The sequence below is a fragment of the Streptomyces sp. NPDC003393 genome (assembly GCF_053589015.1).
This window is the reverse complement of record NZ_JBSFRB010000001.1, coordinates 307,426-323,822: the sequence shown is the minus strand read 5'-3', so window position 1 is coordinate 323,822 and position 16,397 is coordinate 307,426. Positions and strand designations below refer to the sequence as shown.

Annotated in this window: 15 protein-coding genes and 2 pseudogenes; 10 read left to right on the top strand and 7 right to left on the bottom strand. The window is 72.4% G+C overall.

Annotated elements, in window-relative coordinates; all coding sequences use genetic code 11:
• Nucleotides 1-52: 52 nt before the first annotated feature.
• The gene (locus ACWDUZ_RS01480) at nucleotides 53-1,279 is read right to left on the bottom strand and encodes an MFS transporter (protein ID WP_451629698.1); all 1,227 of its coding nucleotides are present in this window, start codon (nucleotides 1,277-1,279) and stop codon (nucleotides 53-55) included.
• A gap of 111 nt (nucleotides 1,280-1,390) precedes the next feature.
• Here ACWDUZ_RS01480 and ACWDUZ_RS01475 point away from each other — a divergent pair, with 111 nt between their 5' ends.
• Nucleotides 1,391-1,855 (top strand): winged helix-turn-helix transcriptional regulator, encoded by a 465-nt coding sequence (locus tag ACWDUZ_RS01475; RefSeq protein WP_451629697.1) that lies wholly within the window; start codon nucleotides 1,391-1,393, stop codon nucleotides 1,853-1,855.
• A gap of 84 nt (nucleotides 1,856-1,939) precedes the next feature.
• On the opposite strand, the pseudogene ACWDUZ_RS01470 reads toward ACWDUZ_RS01475, so the two are convergent.
• Nucleotides 1,940-2,578 (bottom strand): annotated as a pseudogene (locus tag ACWDUZ_RS01470) (aspartate-semialdehyde dehydrogenase); the annotation flags it as partial.
• 150 nt (nucleotides 2,579-2,728) lie between these two features.
• On the opposite strand from ACWDUZ_RS01470, the gene ACWDUZ_RS01465 reads away from it, so the two are divergent.
• The 7 genes from ACWDUZ_RS01465 (at nucleotide 2,729) to ACWDUZ_RS01435 (ending at nucleotide 7,776) form a co-directional block, all read left to right on the top strand.
• Entirely contained in the window at nucleotides 2,729-3,877 is a 1,149-nt protein-coding gene (locus ACWDUZ_RS01465; RefSeq protein WP_451629696.1) for an amidohydrolase family protein, read from the top strand.
• A 136-nt stretch (nucleotides 3,878-4,013) separates the two neighbouring features.
• Nucleotides 4,014-4,436 carry an Hsp20/alpha crystallin family protein gene (locus ACWDUZ_RS01460; protein ID WP_451629695.1) on the top strand — a complete coding sequence of 141 codons (423 nt, stop codon included), beginning with the start codon at nucleotides 4,014-4,016 and terminating at the stop codon, nucleotides 4,434-4,436.
• A gap of 149 nt (nucleotides 4,437-4,585) precedes the next feature.
• Nucleotides 4,586-5,251, top strand: coding sequence for a CBS domain-containing protein (locus ACWDUZ_RS01455; protein ID WP_451629694.1), 666 nt, complete (start codon nucleotides 4,586-4,588; stop codon nucleotides 5,249-5,251).
• A gap of 66 nt (nucleotides 5,252-5,317) precedes the next feature.
• On the top strand, nucleotides 5,318-5,629 hold the full coding sequence (locus tag ACWDUZ_RS01450) for a BON domain-containing protein (protein WP_451629817.1): 312 nt from the start codon (nucleotides 5,318-5,320) through the stop codon (nucleotides 5,627-5,629).
• Nucleotides 5,626-6,288 (top strand): OsmC family protein, encoded by a 663-nt coding sequence (locus tag ACWDUZ_RS01445; RefSeq protein WP_451629693.1) that lies wholly within the window; start codon nucleotides 5,626-5,628, stop codon nucleotides 6,286-6,288. Before ACWDUZ_RS01450 ends, ACWDUZ_RS01445 begins: the two co-directional genes overlap by 4 nt.
• A gap of 240 nt (nucleotides 6,289-6,528) precedes the next feature.
• Nucleotides 6,529-6,873 carry a universal stress protein gene (locus tag ACWDUZ_RS01440; RefSeq protein ID WP_451629692.1) on the top strand — a complete coding sequence of 115 codons (345 nt, stop codon included), beginning with the start codon at nucleotides 6,529-6,531 and terminating at the stop codon, nucleotides 6,871-6,873.
• Between the two features lie 36 nt (nucleotides 6,874-6,909).
• Nucleotides 6,910-7,776, top strand: a complete 867-nt coding sequence (locus ACWDUZ_RS01435) for a universal stress protein (protein WP_451629691.1) — start codon at nucleotides 6,910-6,912, stop codon at nucleotides 7,774-7,776.
• A 158-nt stretch (nucleotides 7,777-7,934) separates the two neighbouring features.
• On the opposite strand, the pseudogene ACWDUZ_RS01430 reads toward ACWDUZ_RS01435, so the two are convergent.
• From ACWDUZ_RS01430 to ACWDUZ_RS01420, 3 genes and pseudogenes are all read right to left on the bottom strand, one after another.
• Nucleotides 7,935-8,527, bottom strand: a pseudogene (locus ACWDUZ_RS01430) (CBS domain-containing protein); the annotation flags it as partial.
• Nucleotides 8,528-8,678: 151 nt separating this feature from the next.
• Nucleotides 8,679-8,936 carry a DUF1876 domain-containing protein gene (locus ACWDUZ_RS01425; protein ID WP_451629690.1) on the bottom strand — a complete coding sequence of 86 codons (258 nt, stop codon included), beginning with the start codon at nucleotides 8,934-8,936 and terminating at the stop codon, nucleotides 8,679-8,681.
• Between the two features lie 155 nt (nucleotides 8,937-9,091).
• Complete coding sequence (locus tag ACWDUZ_RS01420) at nucleotides 9,092-11,779, bottom strand: bifunctional acetate--CoA ligase family protein/GNAT family N-acetyltransferase (protein WP_451629689.1); 2,688 nt, start codon at nucleotides 11,777-11,779, stop codon at nucleotides 9,092-9,094.
• 215 nt (nucleotides 11,780-11,994) lie between these two features.
• Here ACWDUZ_RS01420 and ACWDUZ_RS01415 point away from each other — a divergent pair, with 215 nt between their 5' ends.
• Together ACWDUZ_RS01415 and ACWDUZ_RS01410 are read left to right on the top strand one after the other, a co-directional pair.
• Nucleotides 11,995-12,870, top strand: a complete 876-nt coding sequence (locus tag ACWDUZ_RS01415) for a universal stress protein (protein ID WP_451629688.1) — start codon at nucleotides 11,995-11,997, stop codon at nucleotides 12,868-12,870.
• Nucleotides 12,871-12,962: 92 nt separating this feature from the next.
• Nucleotides 12,963-13,301, top strand: coding sequence for a carboxymuconolactone decarboxylase family protein (locus ACWDUZ_RS01410; protein WP_451629687.1), 339 nt, complete (start codon nucleotides 12,963-12,965; stop codon nucleotides 13,299-13,301).
• Nucleotides 13,302-13,352: 51 nt separating this feature from the next.
• On the opposite strand, the gene ACWDUZ_RS01405 is transcribed toward ACWDUZ_RS01410, so the two are convergent.
• Nucleotides 13,353-13,640 (bottom strand): hypothetical protein, encoded by a 288-nt coding sequence (locus tag ACWDUZ_RS01405; RefSeq protein WP_451629686.1) that lies wholly within the window; start codon nucleotides 13,638-13,640, stop codon nucleotides 13,353-13,355.
• 111 nt (nucleotides 13,641-13,751) lie between these two features.
• Nucleotides 13,752-16,106 carry a heavy metal translocating P-type ATPase gene (locus ACWDUZ_RS01400; RefSeq protein ID WP_451629685.1) on the bottom strand — a complete coding sequence of 785 codons (2,355 nt, stop codon included), beginning with the start codon at nucleotides 16,104-16,106 and terminating at the stop codon, nucleotides 13,752-13,754.
• Nucleotides 16,107-16,397 lie beyond the last annotated feature (291 nt).

Sequence of the window (16,397 nt, the reverse complement as noted above, 5' to 3'; positions counted from 1 at the left end):
ACCGGGCCGGGTGCCGTCACGACCGGCCCTCTCGCTCAGCGGCGGACACCGATCACGGGGCGGCTGCCGTGGCTCGACGGGCGGCGTCGCGACCGCGTCGGTGGAGCGGGGCGAGAACGGCCAGGCCCCCGATGAGGACGACCACGAAGAAGGCGCCGAAGGCGGTGGCCCCGCTCAGCAGCCCGGGCATCAGACCGTGCGCGGTCACGACGGCGCCGAGGGCGGGCGCCCCGATGCCCTGCGCGAGGTAGCCGATGAGGTATCCGCCGGACACCATGCTGGCCCGGTGGTGCGGAGCGGCGTACCGGTTGAAGACCGTCAGCCCGCCGGCGAAGTCGAAGGCGTAGGCGGCACCGGCCACCGCCGAGGCGAGGAAGAAGAGGGCCGGCGAATGCGTCAGGCCCGTGACGACGAACAGCCACACCGCCGCGAGCGACCCGACTGCCCCGAGGACGACCAGGAGCCAGACCTGGACACGCCGGGCCACGAGCGCGAACAGGGTGATGCACGCCGCGAAGACCGACAGCATCGCGCCTGTCACCAGGGCGTTGGTCGAACCGGCGAGCTGTTGGGCGATCTTGGCGCCGAGCGGCAGCACGATGGCTCCGAGCAGGAACGACGAGGCGAAGGCGATCGAGCCGGCCACGAAGACGGTGCGGCTGCCACGGGGAATGACGATCGTCCGGATGCGCCACGGTTCCCGGTCCTCGTCCGGGGTGTGCCGGGGCATGCGCAGGACCAGGCAGGCCACGGCCGCGATCGTGGCGGCCAGGACGAAGAAACCGAGGTGGAGCGGGAAGGGCGCGTACTCGGTCAGGGCGCCGCCCAGCACCATCGCCAGGCCGATGCCGAGGGCCGAGACGGCCGTGCTGATGGCGCCGGCGCGCTTCTCCTTGCCCGGTGCGCTGAATTCGACCATGGCCACGTTGGCGGGGCTGATCGACAGCCCGACACCGATTCCCATGAAAGCGCGCCCGACCAGGAGCCACCAGACGTCACCGGCGACGGCGAAGAGCAGCGCACCGATCAACTCGGCGGCGAGCCCGATCAGGATGGAGGCACGTCTTCCGATGTGGTCGGAAAGGTCCCCGAAGATGATCAGAACCGGGATCAGGACGATCGGATACGCGGCGAAGATCCACGTGACGGTTGTGGTCGAGACTCCCCATTCGGCCTGGTAGAGCGGGTAGGTCATGGTGGGACAGGCGCTGGTCCACAGCGCGAGTGCCACCACGGCGCCGGCCGTCCAGAAGCTGGCGCGTGTTCCGAGGAGGGGCACTGGGCCTCCAGTGAGTGACAGGGTTCGGGGTCGCCGACCACATAGCTGGATATCTCAAAGCAACCTAGCTGGCTGAGTAGCTTCCTGCAACTCAATGCCTAAGATGGAGGCATGACCAAGCTGCTCGGCAAGGACTCGACCTGCTCCATCGCCCGGAGCCTTGAGGTGCTCGGCGACTCCTGGACCCTGCTGATCATCCGGGAGGCGGTGGTGGCGCACTCGTCCCGGTTCCAGGAGTTCCGGGAGGCGCTGGGGATCGCGCCGAACATCCTCGCCAAGCGCTTGGCGCTGCTGGTCGAGGAAGGCTTGATGGAACGGCGCAGCTATCAGGAGCCGGGGGAGCGGGCCCGCGACGAATACGTCCTCACCGAGGCCGGGCGCAGTCTGACCGTGGTCATCGGGGCGCTGGCGGCCTGGGGACGGACGCATCGTCCGCGCCCGGACGGCACCTCGCCGCAGTTCACGCTGGAGGACTCGGGGAGGGCGGTGCGGCTGGCATTCGTCACCGAGGACGGCGACACGGTGCCGCCGGGAGAGCTGACGGCGCGGCGAACCGAGGACACGCGGCTCGGGTGAGCGGCGAACCCTTCCCGGTTCACCGGCCGTGCCCGGGGCGGTGCTCGCCGGCCGTGCGTCCGTCCCGGTGTGCCGGGCGTCTCGTCAGAGGGTGCCCGGCCGGCCTGCCACGAGCTCCGCGATCTGCACCGCGTTCAGGGCCGCGCCCTTGCGCAGATTGTCGCCGGACACGAAGAGCGCCAGTCCGTTCTCGACCGTCTCGTCGACGCGGATGCGTCCGACGTACGACGGGTCCTTGCCGGCGGCCTCGAGGGGCGTCGGGACGTCGGAGACCTCCACGGCGGGCGCCCGCTCCAGCAGCTCATGCGCCCGGTCCACGCCGATCGGCCGGGCGAAGCGCGCGTTGATCTGGAGGCAGTGGCCGGTGAAGACCGGCACGCGAACGCATGTCGTGGACACCCGCAGCCCTGGGATGCCGAGGATCCTGCGGGCCTCCCGGCGCAGTTTCTGTTCCTCGTCGGTCTCGTGGCTTCCGTCGTCGACGAGGTCGCCCAGAAGGGGAATCACGTTGTAGGCGATCGGCTCCTTGAAGGCGGCCGGTTCAGGGTGGCGCACCGCCGCTCCGTCGAAGGCCAGGTCGGCGGCCCGGGCGGTCACGGCGTCGGCTTGCCGTTGCAGTTCCGCGACGCCTGCCAGGCCGGCACCGGAGACCGCCTGGTAGGTGGTGGCCACGAGCGCCGTCAGACCGGCTTCCCGGTGCAGCGGGTGGAGCACCGGCATGGCAACGCCCGGGTGATCGTGGGCGACGGGGAGCGCGTCGTGGACGACGGCGCGGTCGTCGTCCGGGGCGGCCTGATCGAGGAGATCGGTCCCCGGGACGCCATCAGCCCCGATCCCGCGCGCAGGACGGTCTCCCTGCACGGGAAGACCGTCATGCCGGCCCTCGTCAATCCGCATGGGCACATCGGCTACTGGAAGGGCGCGGGAGCGGACGCCGCGAACTTCTCCGCCGACAACATCCTCGACCACCTCCGCCGTCTCGCCTACTACGGTGTGAGCGTGTTCCAGTCCCTGGGCACCGACCGGGACGACACGGAGATCCGCGTACGCGACCGGCAGCGCAAGGGGGAGTTCGACGACGAGGACCTCGCCGTCCTGTACTCCGCCGGGTCCGGCATCGTCGCCCCCACACCGGGGTCCGACAACGGCGGTCCGTTCTTCGCCGTCGACGCGGTCCACGAGGCGACGAGTCCGGAGGACGCCCGCCGCCATGTGCGCGCACTGGCCGCGAAGCACGTCGACGCCGTCAAGTTCTGGCTCGACGACCGGCACGGCAGCAAGGCGCGGCTGCACCCGGAGGTGTACCGGGCGATCGTCGACGAGGCGCACACGCACGGACTGAAGGCCGCCGCTCACATCTACACCGTCGACGACGCCAAGGAGGCGATCCGCGCGGGCGCGGACATCCTGGCCCACCTGCCGCGGACTCCGGCCCCCGACGACGAGCTCATCGAGCTTCTCACCTCTCGCGACGTCGCGGTCTTCACCTCGATGAGCGTCCAGCGGCCCGACGGCGACGGCTGGCTCGACGACCCGGCCCTGGCCGAACTGGTGCCCGCCGAACGCGTCGCGGACCTGCGCGCCCGGATCCGGAACAACGCGCCCCAGCCGCTGTTCGACACGGTGGACGCCTACCAGCGGATGCAGAGCACGCTGCGGACCTTCGTCGACGCGGGGGTGCGGGTCGTCTTCTCCGCGGACACGGGTCTGCTGACCCAGGTACCGGGCTTCGCCGAGCACCGCGAACTGGAAGCCCTCGCCGCGGCGGGGTTGCCGCCGCTCACGGTCGTCCGGACCGCCACACAGCGCTCCGCGGCCCTGCTCGGGCTCGCCGACCGCGGCACGCTGGAGGCGGGGAAGCGCGCCGACTTCATCGTCCTGGACGCGGACCCGCTGCGGGACATGACGCACACGCGCAGGATCGACTCCGTCTACCTCGGAGGGCGGCGGATCGACCGGCAGGCCATCCGCAACCGGGTGTGGAAGACCGTGGAGCAGGCCGACGCTGGTCCCGGCGCTTGACGCACGAGCCGTTCGCCCAGCCCTGACATCGGGGTCCGTAACCCGTACCGGGGCTGTTCGGCCCCGGCGGGAGGGGTACGCGAGAGGTGGAGTTGATGTGTCGGCAGTCCGACCACAGCCAAGAATGGAGAGAACGATGGCCACACTCGCGCGCAGGCAGAAGTTCCCGTTGCCGGACATACCCGAGTGGTTCGAGACCTTCCCCGCTCGGTTCGGGATGCCGTCGATGGGTGATCTGTACGCGGTCCGGATCGAGGAGTACATGGAGGAAGGCCGGTACGTCATGCGGGCGGAACTCCCGGGCGTCTCTGCCGACGACATCGACGTGACCATCAGTGAGGGCACGCTGACCGTCAGGGCCGAGCGCACCGAACGGGACGTGGAGAAGCACCGCAGTGAGATCCGCTACGGCTCGATGAGCCGCACCGTGACGCTGCCGCCCGGGGCCGACGAGGACGATGTCAGAGCCGACTACACCGACGGCATTCTCACCGTGAGCGTGGGCATGGGGCGCGAGAAGACCGAGGAGAAGCACATCGAGGTCAAGCACGGCGGGTGAGGTGTCACTGCGGCGGTCCGGCGTGCCGGGTTCCCCGGCCGCCGGGCACACGTCCTGAGCGCCGGGCACGCCAGGACGGCGCTGCTCGCCGGCGTGCCCGGCAGGTCGGTGCGAGGCCGGTTTCGAAGGGCCTGGAAGGGCGCTATGCGATGAGGCAGCACACGGTGGGCGAACTGATGACGCCCACCGCCGTGAGCGTGCGGCCGGGCACGCCGTTCAAGGAGATCGCACGCGTTCTGGACGAGTACGACATCACCGCCGTCCCGGTGGTCGACGACCAGGAGCGGCCGGTCGGGGTGGTGTCCGAGGCGGACCTGCTCCGCAAGCAGACCTCCCGCGGCGTGGGCAACAGCGCGCGGGACCTCATGACGAGCCCCGCCGTGGTCGCGGAGCCCGGCTGGCACGCCGTGCGCGCCGCCCGGACGATGCAGGAGCACAAGGTCAAGCGCCTGCCCGTGGTGGACGGCGACGGACGGCTGATCGGCGTGATCAGCCGCAGCGACCTGGTGCGGCTCTATCTCCGCAGGGACCGATCGATCCAGGAGGAGATCCTGGAGGACGTCATCGTGCAGACCCTGGGCCTGCCGCCGTCCGCGCTGACCGTGGAGGTCGTGGAAGGCAGAGTGACACTAAGCGGCACAGTGGAGAACAAGACCTTGATCCCCATTCTCGTACGGCTGTGCGACGGCGTCGACGGTGTGGTGGACGTGGTGAACCGGCTCGGCTTCGCCCAGGACGACACCGTGCACCGCCCCCCTGGGCACGGCGGTGTCACGGCGCCCCAGAAGCCCGTACAGGGCGGGGAACAACGGTGAGACGAGACTGCCGGGCGTCGTCGGACCAGCTCCTGGTGGGCTCCCTCCTCCAGGGCCGGACACGATCTGCTGCGTCCCTACCTGCGGGAGGACGCCGCCCTCGCGGACGAGATCCGTCACGACGTACTGGAACGCATTCTGGGCCTCGCCCCGGGGCGCGTCAGGGTCCGTGTCGATCACGGGGTCGTGGCCGTCACCGGCCGGATCGACTCCGCCACCGACCTTCCCGTCATCGTGCGCCTGTGTGAGTCGGTGGCGGGTGTGGTGGCGGTTCGTCCCCGTCTCACCTGCGCCTACGGTGGTGCTGACCTCGACGGGGAACCGCCGCGGGAGAGCCCGTCATCTGCCGGGACGACGGTCGGGAGGGAGCCGACATGAAGATCGAGACCCGTTGCGGGCGGACCATCGAGGTCACCCGTTTCGCCCCGCAGGGGCTGCCGGCCTCCATGCGACGCGTTGTTCTGGAGACCCCGTGCACCGCCCGGGACAAGGGCGGACTGTGGGTGTCGATGACGCCGGAGGAAGCAAGGGGCCTGGCGGCCCTGCTGCTTTCCCAGGCGGCCGCGGTGGACACCGCGCCGAGCAGCGAACCCGGGGAGGTCGATGTGGTGCCGGTCGCCGGTGACGCCTTCGAGGTCCAGGTCCGCGGGCACGTCCTCATGGCCGACCAGCCACGCTCCGACGGAGGCCGGGAGACCGGGCCCACGCCCGTGGAGTTGTTCGTGTCGTCCGTCGCCGCCTGCGCGGCGCAGCACGCGGGCCACTTCCTCGACTGGCACTGCGTCAGCCGTGACGGACTGCGCGTCCAGGCACGCTTCCGCATGGCCGACGACCGCCCGGCCCGGGTGTCCGAGCTTTCCCTGACGGTGCGGGCGCCGGCCCTGCCCGAGGATCGTCTGGCCGCTCTGCACGCCGTGGTGTCCCACTGCACGGTCAGCACCGCGGTCGCGCGGCCCCCCGAGATCCACGTGGAGGTCGTGCGTGAGGCGCAGTGCGAGTCGGCGACGCCGTCGTCCGGACCCGACTCCGCGTCATGACGGTGCTGCGCCCTTGCCGGCAGGGCGGCGACCGGGAGCCGGGCACCGTGCGAGCGCGCGCGCCACCGCTGTTGTCGTCCGGCCCCGTCGGTCGACCGGTGCCGACCCGGGCATGACCGGCCTACCCCGGTCGCTGGACGGCTCACCGCGCGGTCTGTCGTCCGTCACCGCGCGGACACGGTTCCGGGGACGCGGGCCGCTCGGCCCCGACCGGGGACCTGTGGCCCCTGCCCCCGGGGGATGCCGGCCGCGGATGCTGGAGATGGCTCAGTCGTTGCGGGAGGTGAGACCATGCCCCGCTGTGTCACCGTCGGTCTCGACGGGCCGCCGGAGTGCCGGGCGGCCGCCGAACGGGCGGCGCGCGAGGCGCAGGTCCGCGGGTCGCCGGTCAGGCTCGTACACGTGCGGGAACCGGTGTCCGAGCCCCTGGCGCCGGCACAGGTCCTCGAGGCCTCACGGGAGGCATCCCTGGTCGTCGTGGGCCGGCGCGTCCGCCAGACCGCGCTGTGCCCCCACATCGGACACGTCACCCACGCGGTGCTGCATCACGCCGACGCCCCGGTTGCCGTCGTGGCGCACGGCTGACCCCCTCGGACGCACACGCACAGGAGCGCGAGAACGATGGAACTGCCCCTGGTCGTCGGTGTGGACGGCTCCGAGCCCAGCCTGCGGGCCGTGGACTGGGCGGCCGACGAAGCGGCCCTGCACGCGGTGCCGCTGCGGGTGGTGTACGCCTCCCTCTGGGAGCGCTACGAGGGCTCCGCACTGGCACGGGACCTCGGCAAGCCGGACGCGCAGGTCCTGGCCGAGGACATCGTCCGGGCCGGAGCCCGCCGCGCCCGAAACCGACAGGCCGAGCTCAGGATCAGCATGGCCGCCCTGCCCGAGGAGCCGGAGTACGCGCTGGTACGGGAGGGCCGGAACGCCTCCGCCCTGGTCGTGGGAAGCCGCGGCCGCAGCGGCGTGGTGAACGTGCTGCTCGGCTCGGTCAGCCTGTTCGTCGCCGCGCACGCCGACTGCCCCGTGATCGTGGTGCGGGGCAGCCATGACAATCAGGCCCGCATGCCGGTGCACGGTCGCGTCGTCGTCGGGGTCGGGGACGCTTCCGCGGCAGCGCTGCGGTTCGCGGTGCAGGAGGCCGCCCGGCGTGGAGCGGTACTGGACGCCGTACGGGCCTGGCGGTGCCCCGCGCACGAGACGATCGACCACCCGCTGCTCGCCGGGTCACCCGAGCGGGTCTACGAGGAGCAGGCCGCCGAGGTCCTGGAGGCGGCGCTGCGGGACCTCCCACCGGAGGTGAAGGTGAAGCGCCGCACCGTGGAGGGGCCGGCCCGCAAAGTGCTGCTGGGGGCGGCCTACGACGCCGACCTGCTGGTCGTCGGGGCCCGGCGGCATACGGGACGCTTCGGACTCCAGCTCGGCCGGGTCGCCCACACCGTCCTGCACCACTCGGCGTGCCCGGTCGCCGTGGTACCCGAACGGACGTGAGGCCGCTCGCGGACGGCAGGCATGGGGCCCGGGTGCACGTCCGGCCAAGACCTCACGGGCCGCCGCGTCAGGCCGGCCGAACGGCGAGCGGCGAGGGGCTGCCCGTCCACATCTCCGTCACCGCCGGTCCTCGGTCCGGCCGGGTCGGTGGGTGTGCCCGTCAGTTGCGCCTCGACACCGACCACGCCTTCCACGGCGCGGGCGAGACGCGCGGCGATCGAGACGAGCGAGGTGTCGCGGAGCTCTCCGCGGAGAAGGACGACTCCTTCGTGCACGTGCACATGGATGGTGTGACTGAGGGCTGGGAACAAGCAGGACACCACGGTGCGACGGACTTCCTCCGCGATGTCCCCGTCCGACCGCAGGAACACTTTCAGCAGGTCGCCGCGGCTGACGATGCCTTGCAGAGTGCCCGCGTCATCGACCACGGGCAGCCGCTTGACGTGGTGCACGGCCATGATCCGGGCTGCCTGGGCCAAGGTGGCCCCAGGGGGCACCGTGAGGGCAGGGGCACTCATGAGCCCCGCCGCGGTCACAGCCCGCCCTTCGAGAGGTGGGGACTGGGCCTGCGCGGGCAGCAGATCGGCCTCCGAGACCACACCGACGACGCGTCCCTCGCCATCCAGGACCGGCAGTGCACTGACCTTCCACTGCTCCATGATCCGGACGCTTTCCTTGAAGGCGCATCGCGACCGACGGCCACGACCGTCAGGGTCATCACGTCGCCTACGAGGCGCGGAGTCTCGGGCATCTCAGGTCTCCTCCACTCGTCCCACCATTCCTGCGTGGGAGACGGCACGGAGTGGTTGGTCTCGCTGGTGCCATCTTCATGGGCCCCATGTGCCGCGAGGCGCGCCACCGTACCGGTGGCGCGACCAGGAGGCGACGTCGGATATGCGCCGTCACATGCGCACGGGGCCGGCCATGTCGACGATGTCGTCGGCGGCCACGTCGTGCAGCCGGATGGCGAGGTCCTCCAGGGCCCGACTGGCGGCCAGTTCGTCACCGATCTCCGGTACCGGCCGGTCGATCGGGTTGCGCCGGGCCACGCCGCGACCCGCGACTGCCGACGTGTCGCGGGTGGTGAGCACGGCGCGTGCCTGTGTCTCGTCACCGTCCTCCGTGATGTAGATCTGGACGGTCCAACGCTTGGCTTCCATCGTGATCACTTCCGTACGAAGGTGTCCTCCTTTTCCCACGGTGCCCTCGCACCGGAGTCCGCCGCCAGAGCCGAACGTCCCCGTCCGGTCCGCCGGTTTTCCCCCGGCCACGGGCCGTCGGTCCCCACTCGGGGGTTGCCGGCAACAGGCCAAGGTCAGCGCAGGCGGCGCAGGTACGGATCGCGGGCCTGGCGCGGCAGCAGCCGGACGCGTACGTCGAGCGCCGTGATGCCGTCAAGGCGGGCCAGGACCGGGTTGACATCGGCCTCGGCGAGTTGTGGCAGGTCGCAGGCCATCCGGGAGATGCGGTGCAGCAGCTGCTCCAGGCCGGTGAGGTCGACGGCCGGGGTGCCGGCGTGGCCGAACAGCAGCGGGGAGCAGCGGGGGGAGGTGAGCAGCTCGCGCACGTCGCGGTCGGTGAGCGGGGCGAGCCGGCCGGCGTGGTCGGCGAGGAGTTCGGTGGCCGTGCCGCCGAGCCCGAAGACCACGAGGGGACCGAAGACCTCGTCCTGGACGACTCCGGCGAACAGCTCCGTGCCGTGTTCGGCCATCGGCTGGATCACCACGCCGGTCAGCCGGTCGCCGAACCGCGCCACCAGATCCCGGTGGGCGGCTTTGATCTGGGCCGCGTCCCTCAGGTCGAGGTGCAGGGCGTGCTGCTCGCTCTTGTGCAGCAGCCCGGGCCAGTACGCCTTCATGGCCACGCGGCCGCCGGCGCCGGTCAGCCGCTCGGCGGCCGCGACGGCTTCGTCCTCGTTCGGTGCCCAGGCCCACGGAATCTGCGGGATGGCGTAGCAGTCCAGGAGGTCGGAGGTGGTCTGCGGGTCGAGCCAGCCACCGTCAGGGTGCGCGTCCAGGAACGCCGCGACGATCCTCCTCGCCTCGGGGCTGTTCACGTCCTTGAGTTCGCTCACCTCCCCGGGTGGCTCGGTCAGCCACCGTGCCCGGGTGGCCGCGTGGGCCAGGGCGTTGGCGGCGTCCTGGGCGTCGGAGTAGGCGGGCACCGTGCCATCGGCGTTGGTGTCGAGCAGTTCCACCCGGGCCGCCTGGGCGGGAAGGACGGCCACGGTGGGACGGAGCAGCGGTCGCGGGACATCGGTCAGGGCGCGCACCAGGTCCTCGCCGGTCGCCGAGGCCATGGCCGTGGGGACGAGGGCGACCAGGACGGCGTCAACGGCCCCGCAGTGGGCGAGAAGCTCCACGCAGGCACACATCTGGTCCTCACCGACCGCCGCGGTCGTGTCCACCGGGTTCGTGGCGGTCGCGCCCTCGGGCAGCAGCGCGGCGAGCCCGTTCACCAGGCCCGTGGGCAGCGCCGGCACGCTCAGTCCGGCGTCCGCGCACGCGTCGGCGGCCAGGACGCCCGCGCCGCCCGCGTTGCTGACCACGGCCACCCTCGTGCCGGCCGGCAGTGGCTGGGAGTGCAGCAGAGCGGCCGTGTCGAGGAGTTCCCCGATCGTGCGCGTGGCGGTGACGCCGGCCTGGGTGAACAGCGCCTGCCGGGTCATGGTGGGGGTGGCGGCCGCCGCCGTGTGGGAGGCAGCGGCCCGGCGCCCCTCCTCGGAGCGGCCGGCGTCCACGGTCAGCACCGGCATGGTGCGCGCCACGCGACGGGCGGTGCGGGAGAACGCGCGCGGGTTGCCGAAGGACTCCAGGTGCAGCAGCGCCAGGTCGGTGTGCCCGTCCCCTTCCCACCACTGGAGCATGTCGTTGCCGCTGACGTCGTACTTGTCGCCGAGGGAGACGAAGCTGGACACGCCGATGCCGAGGCGTGCCAGCCCGTCCAGCAGCGCGATGCCGACCCCGCCCGACTGCACCGCGACCCCGGCGGTGCCGGCTCCCGGGTGCCGGGCGGCGAAGGTGGCGTCCAGGTGGACGCCGGCCTCGGTGTTGGCCAGTCCCAGGCAGTTGGGGCCCGCCAGCCGCATGCCGTGCTGGCGGCACGCGTCCTTCAGGGCCGCTGCCAGGGAGGCGTCGAGACCGGCCGAGACGACGAGCAGGGCACGCACGCCGGCCGTCCCGCACTCCTCCGCCACCCGTGGAACGGCAGCCGCGGGAACGGCGACGACCGCGAGATCGGGCACCTGCGGCAGCGCGGCCACGGAACGGTAGGCGTGTACTCCGGCGATCGCGGAGGCCACCGGATGGATGACGAAGACCCGCCCGGTGAAGGAGCCGGTGAGGATGTTGCGCAGGATCGCGCGTCCGACCGAGCCGGGCTTGCGGCCGGCACCGATGACCACGACGGACCCGGGGCGCAGCAGCGGACGCAGGCTGACGACGTCGGCGAGGCGGCCGCGGGCGTCCACGGCGCTCAGGTAGGCCTCGTCCTCGGTGAGTTCCACCAGGCAGTGCACTTCGGGGCCGTCGTACTGGCGCTTCACGCGCAGGCCGAGGTCGTGGAAGACCCTCAGCACGTCCAGGTTCTCGGTGAGGGCGTCGGCGGTGAACGCGGTGATGCCCGCGGTGCGGGCGGCGTCCGCGAGGTGTTCGAGCAGCAGGGTGGCCAGGCCGCGGTGGTGCCAGTCGTCGGCGACGGCGAGGGCGACGTCGGCCGTGGTGCCGTGCGGTTCGGCCTCGTACTCGGCGAGGCCGACAAGGCGGCCGGCGTGCTCGGCCACCATGGCCCGGTAGCCGGGGCGCGGGAGTCCGGCCACGCGCTGCGCGGCCTGACGTGCGGAGGTACGGCTGAGGGAGAAGAACCTCAGCCGCAGGTTCTCGTCGGACATCTCCTCGTACAGGCGCAGGACCTCGGCATGGTCGTCAGGGGTCGACCGGCGGATCCGGACCGTGGTGCCGTCGGTCAGCAGGGCATGCACCGGTGCCGGCTCGGTAGCGGTCATCGCTTGGTCTCCTTCCGCGGTCGAGGTGTTCAGCCTCCGGCGCATCGGCTCTTGGCCACAGAGGCCGGGCGGGCAGGAAACCGGGCCGAACGGCCCCGTTCACGGCCCCGGAGGGGGCCGATCCGCCCTCGCGTCGGGCCACGTCGGATGCGAGGGTGAGATCAAAGGAACGTCGTGCCGCTCCACGCGCAGTCCGGTGAAAGGTGGCGGTGGGGATGGAGACGCCGCTGGTGGTGGGTGTGGACGGGTCGGGCCCGAGCCTGACGGCGGTCGACTGGGCGGTGGACGAGGCCGCCCGGCACGGACTGCCGTTGCGGTTGGTGTACGGCTCCCTCTGGGAGCGCTACGAGGGTGCTCTCCCGTCGGCGGGCAGGGAGCGTTCCGCCGAGGAGGTGATGGCCCAGAATGTGGTCGGCACGGCGACCGAACGGGCGCGGCGGCGCGATCCGGACGTCAAGGTATCCGCGACCATCCTCCCCGACGACCCGGTCTCCGTCCTGTTGGAGGCAGGGGACAGCGCCTTCGCGCTGGTCATCGGCTCGCGCGGGCGCGGTGAGCTGAAGGGGCTGCTCCTGGGCTCCGTGAGTCTGGCCGTGGCGGCCCGGGCCCGGTGTCCGGTGTTCGTGGTCCGCGGCGACGCCGCGGGCCTGGCGGGAAGCCACGAGCGCATTCTGCTCGGCGCCGGCGAGTCCGGGACCTGCGATGAGGCGGTGCGCTTCGCCTTCCGCGAGGCCGAGTCGCGCGGCTGCGTCCTCGACGTCGTACGGGCCTGGCGCCGCCGCACGAACGAGACGGCCGGCTCCCCGGTGGTGGACGACGACTCGGACCATGGGGACGAGGACCGGACCGCCGCCCTTCTCGATGAGCTGCTGCGCGATGCGACGGCCGGCCATCCGACGGTCCGCGTGCGGGGCGCGACGGTGGAGGGACCGGCACACAGGGTGCTCGTGCATCGTTCGGCCGCCGCCGATCTGGTGATCGTGGGCGCGCGACGCAGGGCGGGGTCCTTCGGGATCCAACTGGGCCGGACGTCCCATGCCCTGCTGCATCACGCACAGTGCCCGGTGGCGGTGGTACCGCAGCGGGTGTGACCGTCGGATGACGTCGCGGCGCCGTGTCCCCCACCGACCTCGGGGCACTGCTCGAACAGCCGCCGCGCGTCGTTGTGCAACTGGAGGCAGTCATGACCGAGTCCGTCTACCACCCCGCCACACCGGAGATCGGCGCCCGGCGGGCCCAACTCGCCCCGGCCGTCAACGAGGCGTTCGAGAACTTCAGCCGGGCCGTGTTCGCCGAGGGAGCGCTGCCGGAGAAGACCAAGCAGTTGATCGCCGTGGCCGTCGCCCACGTCACGCAGTGCCCCTATTGCATCCAAGGACACACCCGCCTCGCGCAGCGCAAGGGAAACAGCCCGGAAGAGATCATGGAGGCCATCTGGGTCGCTGCCGAGATGCGCGCCGGCGGCGCCTACGCGCATTCCACACTGGCCCTGCACGCGATGGGCGAGACCGCACCCCGCTGATGGCGCACCAGGCTTCCCCGGCGATCTGCGTGATCAGTGTGCGACGGCACCTCAGGCGCCTTTCAGTCGCCGGCTCATCTCCTTGATGTAGTGATCTCCGTACGCGGCCTCGACATCCTCGAGGTCGACCAGCGGGGGCAGGTCGACGACCGGCTGTCGCTCGGCGAGGTAGAGGGCCGTCTCCTCGATGATCCGCTGCTCGTCGGCCTGGGCCGCATCGAGTTCGTCGACGACGGCCGGGCTCGCCTCGAACCGCGACTCGATCACACCACCGCTGTACCGGGCACGCACCAGGTAGGCGTGATCGCCCACCGGCTCGATCTGAAACTGATCGGACATGGTGGCCGACTACCCGCGAAGGCGCCGGCTGTCACGGCGTTGCCCATCACGGTGCCCACGGCACGGGTCCCCCTGCGGCTGCGGCGCGCCCCGGTGCCGGCCGCCGGTGTCTCACGGAGCCAGTGAGAAGTAGTTCTCCTCCTCCTGGGTGAAGTGCAGCCGCAGGACGGTGTGCAGACCGTACAGGCAGGCACGCAGGTCCTCGAGCTGCTCAGGAGCGAGCGTGCCCTGCGCGTCGGCGAGCGACAGGTGGGTGGCCACCCGTCGGGCGAGCCGCTCGATCTCCGCGTGGGCGCGGCTCATGGTCGCGGTCGCCTCCGGGCCGCCGAGGGTGGCTTCGAGGGCCGGATACAGCTCGTGCTCCTCGGCGTGTTCGTGCGGCAGCAACCGCTCGGTGAGCAGCCGGTGCACGGTGCGCACCGAGTCCAGGGCCTTCGCGCTCTCGCCCTGATCCGAGAGACAGGCCGCGGCCCCCCGTACGGCGTGCAGCACGTCCTGGAGGTCCTCGTGCTCGGCGGCGAAGCGGCGGATCAGGGCTTCGGCGCCCGGCTCGAGGGCGGGACGGCCCGCGTGACCGACACGCAGGGCGCGCAACGCGTTGAGGATGACCACCAGGTCGATGCCCTCCTGAAGCAGGGCGCCGACAGCGGGCGGCAGCAGCCCCAGGGCGGCCGCGCCCATGGCCGCCAAGGACATCAGCATGCCGCCGAGGGCGCTCTGCACGGCGATGTGCCGCGCGCGTACGGCGATCACCGTGGCGTCGGCGAGCCGGTCCACACGATCGGTGGTGAGGATGACGTCGGCCGCCTCGGAGGAGGCGGTGGAACCCCGTGCGCCCATCGCCACCCCGACGTCCGCGGCGGCGAGTGCGGGGGCGTCGTTGACGCCGTCGCCGACCATCACGGTGACCGCGTGGGCGCGTTCCGCGTGGACGGCGGCCACCTTGTCGGCCGGGGTCAGTTCGGCGCGTACGTCGTCGAGCCCGAGGACCGCGGCGATCTCGCGGGCCGGTTCGGGCCGGTCGCCGGTGAGCATCACGATCCGCTCGACGCCCGCCGCGCGCAGCCGGCGCAGCGTCCGGGACGCGTCGTGGCGCAGTGGGTCACGCAGCAGAACGGCCCCGACGGGGACGCCGTCGACGGTGAGCCAGGCGACGGCGGCCCCGTCCAGCAGTGCCTGGTTCTCCACGGAACGGGCCCACTCCGGTACCGGTGTGCCGGGTGCCAGGCGGCCGACGGCCGTACGGCGGCCCTCGACGACTCCGTGGGCGCCCCGGCCCGGCTCCTCCGAGACGTTCGTGGCGACCGACGGTTCCAGCCCGCGCTCGTGGGCCGCGTCCACGATGGCGCGGGCCAGCACGTGCGGCGAGTACTGGTCGACGGACGCCGCCAGCCGCAGCACCTCGGCGGGCTTGACGCCCGGACCCGCGGTCACGTCGAAGACGCGCGGGCGGCCCCCGGTGAGGGTGCCGGTCTTGTCGAGCAGCAGTGTCCGGACCCGCCCGAGGCGCTCCAGCGCGCCCCCGTCGCGCACCACCACCCCCAGCCGGGACGCCCGGGACAGCCCGGAGACGATCGCCACCGGGGCGGCGAGCAGCAGCGGGCAGGGCGTGGCGACCACCAGCACCGCCACCGCCCGCACCGCGGACCCGCTGAGCAGCCAGGCCAGGGCCGCGACCGCCACCGCCAGGGGCAGGAACCAAGCGGCGTAGCGGTCGGCCAGACGGACCACGGGAGCCGATTCCGCGCTCGCCTGACGGGCCAGCCGGACGATCTCGGCGTAGGTGCTGTCCTGCTCGGTCGCCGTCGCCCGCAGGTCGAAGGCACCGCCCGCGTTGACGACACCGCTGCGTACGAGTTGGCCCCGTACCCGTTCCACGGGCACGGACTCGCCCGTGAGCACCGACTCGTCGAGCACGGCGGCGCCCTTGGCGACCCGGCCGTCGACCGGTACCACCTCGCCGGGGCCGACGACCAACAGGTCCCCGACGCCGACGTCGCCGAGAGGCACGGAACGAATTTCCTTGCCGGTGCGCCGGCGGGCGGTGCGCGGTGCGTGTTCGAGCAACGCGCGCAGATCGCGGGAGGCCCGCCGCTGCGCGGCGGCCTCCAGCGTGCGGCCGGTGGCCAGCATCAGCGCGATCAGTGCCCCGGCCAGGTACTCCCCGACCGCAAGAGTGCCGGCGAGTGCCAGCACCGCGATCAGATCCACGCCGGCGTGCCCGTGACGCAGGGTGGCCAGCACCCAGCCGACCGCGGGGCCGACGGCGGCGATGGTGCCGAGCGCCCAGCACAGGTCCGCCGCGGCGAGGTCGCCGAGCAGCCAGAGGATCCCCCCGGCGAGGAGGGCCGAGGCGGTGACGGCCAGCAGGACGGTTTCGAGCCTGAGGGCCGCTACGGGCGCCACGGTCGGGCGGAAGGCCGGGTGTCCCGGACTGGGGGGATCCGAACGTTCGGTGCGGTGCATGGCCAAGTGGTCCTCGTGGATGGACGGCCCCGTGAGGCTTCCTTCCCCTCTTCCAAGTGTTCGGCGTCGGAAACACCGTCGCCAGGCGGCGGCAGGCCCGCGCCGGGAGGGACGGCCGGCCCCGGTGCCGGCGGGGCGGGACGTCCCGGACCCGCACCCGCCCGCTCCGCCGCACACGGCGTCGCTTGTCGGAAGTCGGCCGTCGGCCGGTGCGGAAGTCGGCAGGTCGGCCGGGTGCACGGCTGTGTTCTGCGGGTCCGGGGGTTCCCGGGCATGATGAGGATGAGACGG

Excerpts from the sequence above, each read along its gene's own strand:
- ACWDUZ_RS01440 (WP_451629692.1), top strand. The coding sequence starts at position 6,529 with ATGCCGGCCGCGGATGCTGGAGATGGCTCAGTCGTTGCGGGAGGTGAG.
- ACWDUZ_RS01410 (WP_451629687.1), top strand. The coding sequence starts at position 12,963 with ATGACCGAGTCCGTCTACCACCCCGCCACACCGGAGATCGGCGCCCGG.
- ACWDUZ_RS01425 (WP_451629690.1), bottom strand. The coding sequence starts at position 8,936 with ATGGAAGCCAAGCGTTGGACCGTCCAGATCTACATCACGGAGGACGGT.
- ACWDUZ_RS01455 (WP_451629694.1), top strand. The coding sequence starts at position 4,586 with ATGAGGCAGCACACGGTGGGCGAACTGATGACGCCCACCGCCGTGAGC.
- ACWDUZ_RS01460 (WP_451629695.1), top strand. The coding sequence starts at position 4,014 with ATGGCCACACTCGCGCGCAGGCAGAAGTTCCCGTTGCCGGACATACCC.
- ACWDUZ_RS01405 (WP_451629686.1), bottom strand. The coding sequence starts at position 13,640 with ATGTCCGATCAGTTTCAGATCGAGCCGGTGGGCGATCACGCCTACCTG.
- ACWDUZ_RS01445 (WP_451629693.1), top strand. The coding sequence starts at position 5,626 with ATGAAGATCGAGACCCGTTGCGGGCGGACCATCGAGGTCACCCGTTTC.
- ACWDUZ_RS01435 (WP_451629691.1), top strand. The coding sequence starts at position 6,910 with ATGGAACTGCCCCTGGTCGTCGGTGTGGACGGCTCCGAGCCCAGCCTG.
- ACWDUZ_RS01475 (WP_451629697.1), top strand. The coding sequence starts at position 1,391 with ATGACCAAGCTGCTCGGCAAGGACTCGACCTGCTCCATCGCCCGGAGC.
- ACWDUZ_RS01465 (WP_451629696.1), top strand. The coding sequence starts at position 2,729 with ATGCCGGCCCTCGTCAATCCGCATGGGCACATCGGCTACTGGAAGGGC.
- ACWDUZ_RS01400 (WP_451629685.1), bottom strand. The coding sequence starts at position 16,106 with ATGCACCGCACCGAACGTTCGGATCCCCCCAGTCCGGGACACCCGGCC.
- ACWDUZ_RS01415 (WP_451629688.1), top strand. The coding sequence starts at position 11,995 with ATGGAGACGCCGCTGGTGGTGGGTGTGGACGGGTCGGGCCCGAGCCTG.
- ACWDUZ_RS01420 (WP_451629689.1), bottom strand. The coding sequence starts at position 11,779 with ATGACCGCTACCGAGCCGGCACCGGTGCATGCCCTGCTGACCGACGGC.